The sequence below is a fragment of the Tractidigestivibacter sp. genome (genome assembly GCF_050946515.1).
In the GTDB taxonomy this organism is placed as follows: Bacteria; Actinomycetota; Coriobacteriia; order Coriobacteriales; family Atopobiaceae; genus Tractidigestivibacter.
Genome location: NZ_JBMNUX010000009.1, coordinates 83,089 through 89,735, shown reverse-complemented (window position 1 = coordinate 89,735; position 6,647 = coordinate 83,089). Strand labels below are relative to the sequence as shown.

Below are 6,647 nucleotides of genomic sequence, written 5' to 3'. Positions count from 1 at the left end.
GTAGGGGGCTGGGCTTCTGCGTGGTAGAATTGCTCTGCTCAGATTGAATGCGCGCTCTTAGCTCAGTTGGTAGAGCAGGGGACTTTTAATCCCAAGGTCGAGGGTTCGACCCCCTCAGGGCGCACCAAGCAAAATCGCAGGTCATCGGCTATGTCCGGTGACCTGCTTTCTTGTTGTGGGGTCTGGTAGTGCACGCGGTAGTGCAAAAGTAGTGCATGGATGGTTGCGAATTGCAAATGTTTCTAAGTGAATTCGAGTTTCGTGTCGGCGAGCGTCTTTTGGGTTTGCCAGTCTATAGTCAACCTCACCTACTGGCAGCGCCAAAGAGCGCTATCTATGAGAGGAGAGGACATGCAGCAGCTTGCGAGCCATTATTGCATGGTCTCTCTCCGACGCCAGAATCGACGAATCAGCCCCGCCGTATCGCGAGTGCTGTCCTAGTTTTGTCGAGACTTCATTAATCATTGAATAAGAAGCTAGACACGTGGGTGGCATCCGGCGATGGCGGGGGCTATTCTCGGCTGCGACGGCGTGTCGTAGCCGTTTCACATCTGCAAGGGGTATCAAGGCCCAACAACAGAGAGGTGCATCATCATGGCAGAAAAGGAAAAGGTCGTTCTCGCGTATTCTGGCGGGCTGGACACTTCCGTTATCGTGAAGTGGCTGCAGATTGAGAAGAACATGGACGTTATCGCTATTTGCGGCAACGTTGGTCAGGACGAGAAGGACCTTTCTTGGATTAAGCAGAAGGCCCTCGACATGGGCGCCATTGCCTCCGAGGCAGTCGACATGCGCAAGGAGTACGCAGAGACCATCCTTTCGAAGGCCATTTGGGCAAATGGCAAGTACGAGGGCATCTACCCGCTGCTTTCCGCCCTTTCTCGTCCCATCATCTCCAAGTACCTGGTGGACATCGCGCACCAGTACGGCGCCAAGTACATCGCTCACGGCTGCACTGGCAAGGGCAATGACCAGGTGCGCTTTGAGACCTCCATCCGCGCGCTCGACCCTTCGCTCGAGATTATCGCCCCCGTTCGCGAGTGGGACCTCACCACGCGTGACTCCGAGATGGCCTGGGCAAAGGAGCATGGCGTGCCCGTGCCCACAACCCACAAGAAGCCCTACTCCATCGACGATAACCTTTGGGGTCGCGCAATCGAGTGTGGCGTGCTCGAGGATACCTGGAACACGCCTCCTTCGGACATCTGGACGATGACCAAGAATCCTGAGGACTGCCCTGCAGATCCCGAGACCGTTATCATCGGCTTTGAGGGCGGCGTGCCCGTCTCTGTCAACGGCGAGAAGATGCCGCTGCTTGATTGCATCATCAAGTGCAACGAGATTGCCGGTCGCAATGGCTTCGGTCGCATCGACATGATCGAGGACCGTGTCGTTGGCATCAAGAGCCGTGAGTGCTACGAGTGCCCTGCCGCGCTGCTGCTAATCCAGGCCCACCAGTCGCTCGAGACCCTGTGCCTGGACGCCGAGACGCTGAAGCAGAAGGCAAAGCTCGACGTCGAGTGGGCATCCACGGTCTACCGCGGTCTTTGGTACTCGCAGAACCGCGAGGCCATCGACGCGTACAACGCCTACACGCAGAAGTACGTGACCGGCGAGGTTCGCATCAAGCTCTGCAAGGGCGGTCTGTTCGTCGACGGTCTGCGCTCGCCTTACAGCCTCTACGACTACAACCTTGCTACGTATGACGAGGGTGACACCTTCGACCACACTGCGTCCAAGGGCTTCATCACCATCCACGGTCTGCAGTCCAAGACCTGGTCTCGCGTCCAGGGTCCTGGCTCCAAGCTTCAGTAAGGGAGCACATGCAGGTAGTGAAAACTGTCTCGCTGATTCTTCGATAGTGCACGCAACGGCAGCCGGGTCATCTGCTCGGCTGCCGTTTGTTGTTGATGGCGCGTGTCCTGCGCAAGGATCTTGACGGGCTTTATGCAATCCTCTAGAAACCCCAATGCGGTAAGCTATTCGCCGTCAATTGGGCTATCTAACTGATGCAAGGGAGCGCACATGGCACTGTGGGGCGGTAGGTTCGAGAAGGGCGTCGATGCCTTTACGCAGGAGTTTGGCGCGTCGCTTGAGGATGACAAGGCCATGGCGCAGCAGGATATCCGCGGTTCCATTGCCCATGCCACCATGCTTGCCAAGCAGGGCATCATCAGCCAAGAGGACTGCGACGCAATCGTCTCTGGTCTGAAGGACATCTCTGAGCAGATTGCTGACGGCACCTTTGAGTACGACGTCAACGATGAGGACATCCATATGGCCGTGGAGAAGACCCTCACCAACAATATTGGCAAGCCTGGAGCGCGCCTGCACACTGGTCGCTCAAGGAACGACCAGGTGGCAACTGACATTCGCCTGTACGCAAAAGACCTCACGCGGGAGCTGCTCGAAGGCAACGTCGAGCTGCGCCGCACGTTCATTGACGTTGCCGAGAAGAACTTCGGCGTCGTGATGCCGGGCTATACGCACCTGCAGCATGCGCAGCCCGTGCTCTTCTCGCATCACATGCTCGCCTACTTCTGGATGTTTACGCGCGACTATGTACGTCTGACGGCGGCGTACGAGGCGGCAGACGCCAACCCGCTGGGATCTGCTGCGCTTGCGGGCACCACCTATCCGCTGGACCGCGCCTACACGACCGAGCTTTTGGGCTTTGACCACGCGATCCCCAACTCAATGGACGCCGTCTCCGACCGCGACTATCTGCTTGACCTTGAGTACGCATGCGCGGTCAGCATGATGCACCTCTCGCGCCTTTGCGAGGAAATCGTTCTGTGGAGCAGCACGGAGTTCGGGTTCATCACGCTATCCGACAGCTACTCCACAGGCTCGTCGATCATGCCGCAGAAGAAGAACCCTGACTTTGCCGAGCTCACACGCGGCAAGACCGGTCGCGTCTACGGCGATCTGATGGCGCTGCTCACCACCATGAAGTCGCTCCCTCTGGCTTACAACAAGGACCTCCAGGAGTGCAAGGAGGGTCCCGCCGACGCGGCAAAGACGCTGCTTGACTGCATGGCCATTGCGTCTGGCATGCTCTCGACCATGACCGTGAATGCCGACACCATGCTTGACCAGGCGCACAAGGGCTTTACCGCTGCCACTGACGTTGCTGACTATCTGGCAAAGAAAGGCATGCCGTTCCGCGAGGCGCACGAGGTGGTTGGCAAGCTTGTCCTGTATTGCGAGAAGCACAACAAGGGTCTTGAGGATCTGACGGCGGACGAGTTCCGCTCGGCAAGCCCACTCTTTGAGGATGACATCGCGCAGGATCTTGACCCTGAGGGGATTGCCCGTGCCCGCACGACGTACGGGGGAACGGGCCATGACGCGGTGCGTGCGCAGCTTAAGGAGGCAAAGGCTGCGCTCGCGGCAGACGAGGCGGCGCTGCCAAAGGCTCCAGAGAGCAAGTAGCTACTGCCTACATCCTGATAAGCAAGGCGAGATGGTCCTGCCATGGCAAGCTTGGTTGTCGATAGGATTGAGGACGGCATTGCCGTGATTGAGCTTGCCGTTGGGCAGACGTTCAACGTCCCCCTGTGCATGCTGCCAGAAGGCACGCATGAGGGGGACGTTCTTGCATTTTGTGCCGACGGTTATTCACGCAAGCTAGATGCCACGGCATTACGAGCCGCGGAGATGCGCCGCCGCACTGAGCGGCTGTTTGGCTGCAACGGGAAAGGGGAGACTACGGGGCGGTAACGGCGGCGCTCTTTTCGCAGCTAACCGAAAAAGTGGACCCGTCACAGGCTATGGTTACCGTACCGTTTGCGCCAGTGCCGTATGTCTCGACGCCAAAGTCCGAGAGGGCGTCGAGTACCTTCTGCTTGGGATAGCCGTAGTCGTTGTCCAGTCCGTACGAGAGCACTGCGATATTTGGGGTGATCTTTTTCAAGAGCCATGCGTTCGTGGAGGTTTTGCTGCCGTGGTGACCGGCCTTCAGCACGTCCACATGCTGGCTGCACGCCTCGGCTATGCGGTCGGTGCAGGCGTCTCCCGTAAAGAGGAAGGTCTTGTCGCCAAAAGTAATGCGAATAATTGCGGAGCGATTATTGATGTAATCCGAGTCTGAATCTTCCCAGTCTGAGCCGGCTGTCGAATCTGGCACTGGTCCGAGCACCTCAACCGTATAGTCGTCCCCCGAAGCTATTGTCTCTCCGGCCTTTGCCTCGTGGGTCGATGCGCCCGAAGCCTCTACCTTGTCAAGAAAGTCCTCGTAGGTCTGTGTGTTTGCAGAAACGTCAGGCGCCCACACTTCGCCTATCTCAAACGTGTCGAGAACGTCGAGTAGCCCGCCGATATGATCCTCGTGTGGGTGCGACGCGACGAGGTAATCAATCTTTGTATAGCCGAGCGACTGTATGTATGAGACGACCGTTGCGCCGGCATCGGGCACGCCACCATCAATGAGCAGGCACTTGCCATCGGGCAGCTCTACGAACTCGCTGTCACCTTGGCCGACGTCAATAAAATGCGCGACTATCTCCCCTGAGGCGGCCTCGGCGTTCGACGCGGAGGAAGCGGATGCGTTGGTGTTTGCTGAAGCGGTCACGTCCGTGCCCGCGGGCTCCGGCTGACCCAGCCATCCCGAGAGCGCCAGAGCCACAACTATGATGAGCGCTGCTAGTCCGCCCACGCGCTTAGATTTTCTCGCCACCGCGTCCTCCCTGTGCTGATTCCCCGAACAGCTTGCCGCAATTGCGCCGCCAGCGCAATTGAGAAGCCCCTCGCGTATTCGTGGGCAGGCTACGCATAGACCTAGGTTTGTTTCCAATATTTCAACAATATTGCAGGAAGATTTCGCCTGTTTCATTCATGAAAAACATCGATTCATATAAGCATTGAATGCTTTCGATGCGCCTAAGGTTCCCTTCAACGTCATATAAGGAGCTTTAGCTTCTTAGGTCGTAACTAAACGTGGAACAAGGGGGGAACATGGAAACTCAACAGGCAGCGCTTTCGCGCAGAACTTTCATTAAGGCAATGGGAGCCCTGAGCGCTTCAGGTGCGGTTTTCCTTTCCGGTTGCGGAAGCCAGCGCGCATCAGAGGCTTCTGGCTCCGATAGCGCGGCAGACACCATTACTTTTGCACAGGGTGCCGACCCGCGCGGCCTTGATCCCGCCTATGTCGATGACGGCGAGTCTGCCAAGATCATGGAGAACATCTACGAGTCGCTCGTCACCTATGCCGACGACTCCACCGACATTGAGCCGTGCCTGGCAAAGGACTACGAGATTTCCGACGATGGTCTTACCTATACGTTCCACTTGGAGGAGGGCGTCAAGTTCCACGATGGCACCGACTTCAATGCCGACGCCGTTGTGAAGTCCATTGAGCGCCAGCTTGAGCCCAACCGTACCGAGGACATGACCTACGCGTCCTTCGTCTTTGGCACTGCGTCCGAGGGCAATGGCGTTGAGTCGGTTACCGCCGTCGACGACTATACGGTCGAGATCAAGCTCGCCGCCGTCTCCGCGCCGTTCATCAAGAACATGGCCATGATCTTGGCCGCGCCGATTGTCTGCCCGACTGACTTCGATGCGCTGATGGAGAATCCCTGCGGCACTGGTCCTTACAAGTTCGTCTCCTGGGACAAGGGTCAGAACGTCAAGCTCGTCGCCAACGACGACTATTGGGATGAAGATCGCAAGGCAAAGACCCAGAACATCATTTTCCGCTTCATTGCCGAGAACGCCTCGCGCGTTACCGCCCTTAACAACGGTGAGGTCGACATCATCGACGGCATCGACGATTCCGTGGTCGACACCATCACAAGCGCCGGCAACAGCCTCTTTGAGGAAGACGGCATGAACATCAACTATATGGCGTTCAACTGCCTCGACACGTCAGTCTGCTCCGACCAGGCCGTCCGCAAGGCGATTGCCAAGGCCGTCAACGTTGAGGAAATGGTCTCCTCGCTCTATGGCGACTACGCCTCCGTGGCCAACTCGATCATGCCTGTCTGGATGGCTCCCTACGACGAGGACGTCACGCAGACCGAGTACGACCCCGACGCCGCGCAGCAGGAGCTTGCCGACCTCGGCATCACCAACCTCACCTGCATCACGTACTCCAACGTTCGTCCGTACAACACCAAGAACGGCCAGACGCTCGCCGAGGCCGTCCAGGGCTACCTCAGCAAGGTTGGCGTGACGGTTGACATCACCCCGTACGACTGGACCACCTACAAGACCAAAGTCACCACAGATCCTTGGGACATCTGCTTCTACGGCTGGGTTGGCGACAACGGCGACCCCGACAACTTCATGAACCTTCTCGCCGACACCAACGCCACGATGAACGTCGCTCAGTTCCAGGACGAGGAGTACAACGCGCTGATTGCCCAGGGCGTCGCCACCTCCGACGAGGACGAGCGCGCACAGATCTACAAGCAGTGCGAAGAGATGGCCGCCGAGAAGCAGCCGTGGCTCCTCATCTCGCACTCCAAGAACCTTGCCGGCTATAACCCCAATGTGTCGGGGTTCGTCATTCACCCGACCGGCGTCGTTCGCCTGTGGAATGCCGTGAAGAGCGCCTAACCGTGCGCCTCTTTACGAAAGCGCAGTCTGAGTGACATTGCTGACGGGCTGGACGCTACACCAGCCCGTCAGCTGGTTTGTTAAAT

The 6,647-nt window shown here is 57.9% G+C and carries 5 protein-coding genes and 1 tRNA gene; 5 read left to right on the top strand and 1 reads right to left on the bottom strand.

What is annotated here, in order from left to right:
- Positions 1-51 precede the first annotated feature (51 nt).
- The 4 genes from ACOYJL_RS07065 to ACOYJL_RS07050 all read left to right on the top strand — a co-directional run bounded on the left by ACOYJL_RS07065 (position 52) and on the right by ACOYJL_RS07050 (position 3,723).
- A tRNA-Lys gene (locus ACOYJL_RS07065) sits at positions 52-127 on the top strand.
- 467 nt (positions 128-594) lie between these two features.
- Positions 595-1,815: an argininosuccinate synthase gene (locus ACOYJL_RS07060; protein ID WP_433569516.1), complete on the top strand. Its 1,221-nt coding sequence runs from the start codon at positions 595-597 to the stop codon at positions 1,813-1,815.
- 210 nt (positions 1,816-2,025) lie between these two features.
- A complete protein-coding gene (gene argH / locus ACOYJL_RS07055; protein ID WP_433569515.1) occupies positions 2,026-3,435 on the top strand; it encodes an argininosuccinate lyase in 1,410 nt (469 codons plus the stop codon).
- A gap of 42 nt (positions 3,436-3,477) precedes the next feature.
- Entirely contained in the window at positions 3,478-3,723 is a 246-nt protein-coding gene (locus tag ACOYJL_RS07050) for a DUF3006 domain-containing protein (protein WP_433569514.1), read from the top strand.
- On the opposite strand, the gene ACOYJL_RS07045 is transcribed toward ACOYJL_RS07050, so the two are convergent.
- The gene (locus ACOYJL_RS07045; protein WP_433569513.1) at positions 3,710-4,678 is read right to left on the bottom strand and encodes a ComEC/Rec2 family competence protein; all 969 of its coding nucleotides are present in this window, start codon (positions 4,676-4,678) and stop codon (positions 3,710-3,712) included. The genes ACOYJL_RS07050 and ACOYJL_RS07045 overlap by 14 nt on opposite strands.
- A 278-nt stretch (positions 4,679-4,956) precedes the next feature.
- Between ACOYJL_RS07045 and ACOYJL_RS07040 the strand changes: the two genes are divergently transcribed.
- Complete coding sequence (locus tag ACOYJL_RS07040) at positions 4,957-6,561, top strand: ABC transporter substrate-binding protein (RefSeq protein ID WP_433569512.1); 1,605 nt, start codon at positions 4,957-4,959, stop codon at positions 6,559-6,561.
- The last annotated feature ends 86 nt before the right edge of the window (positions 6,562-6,647 follow it).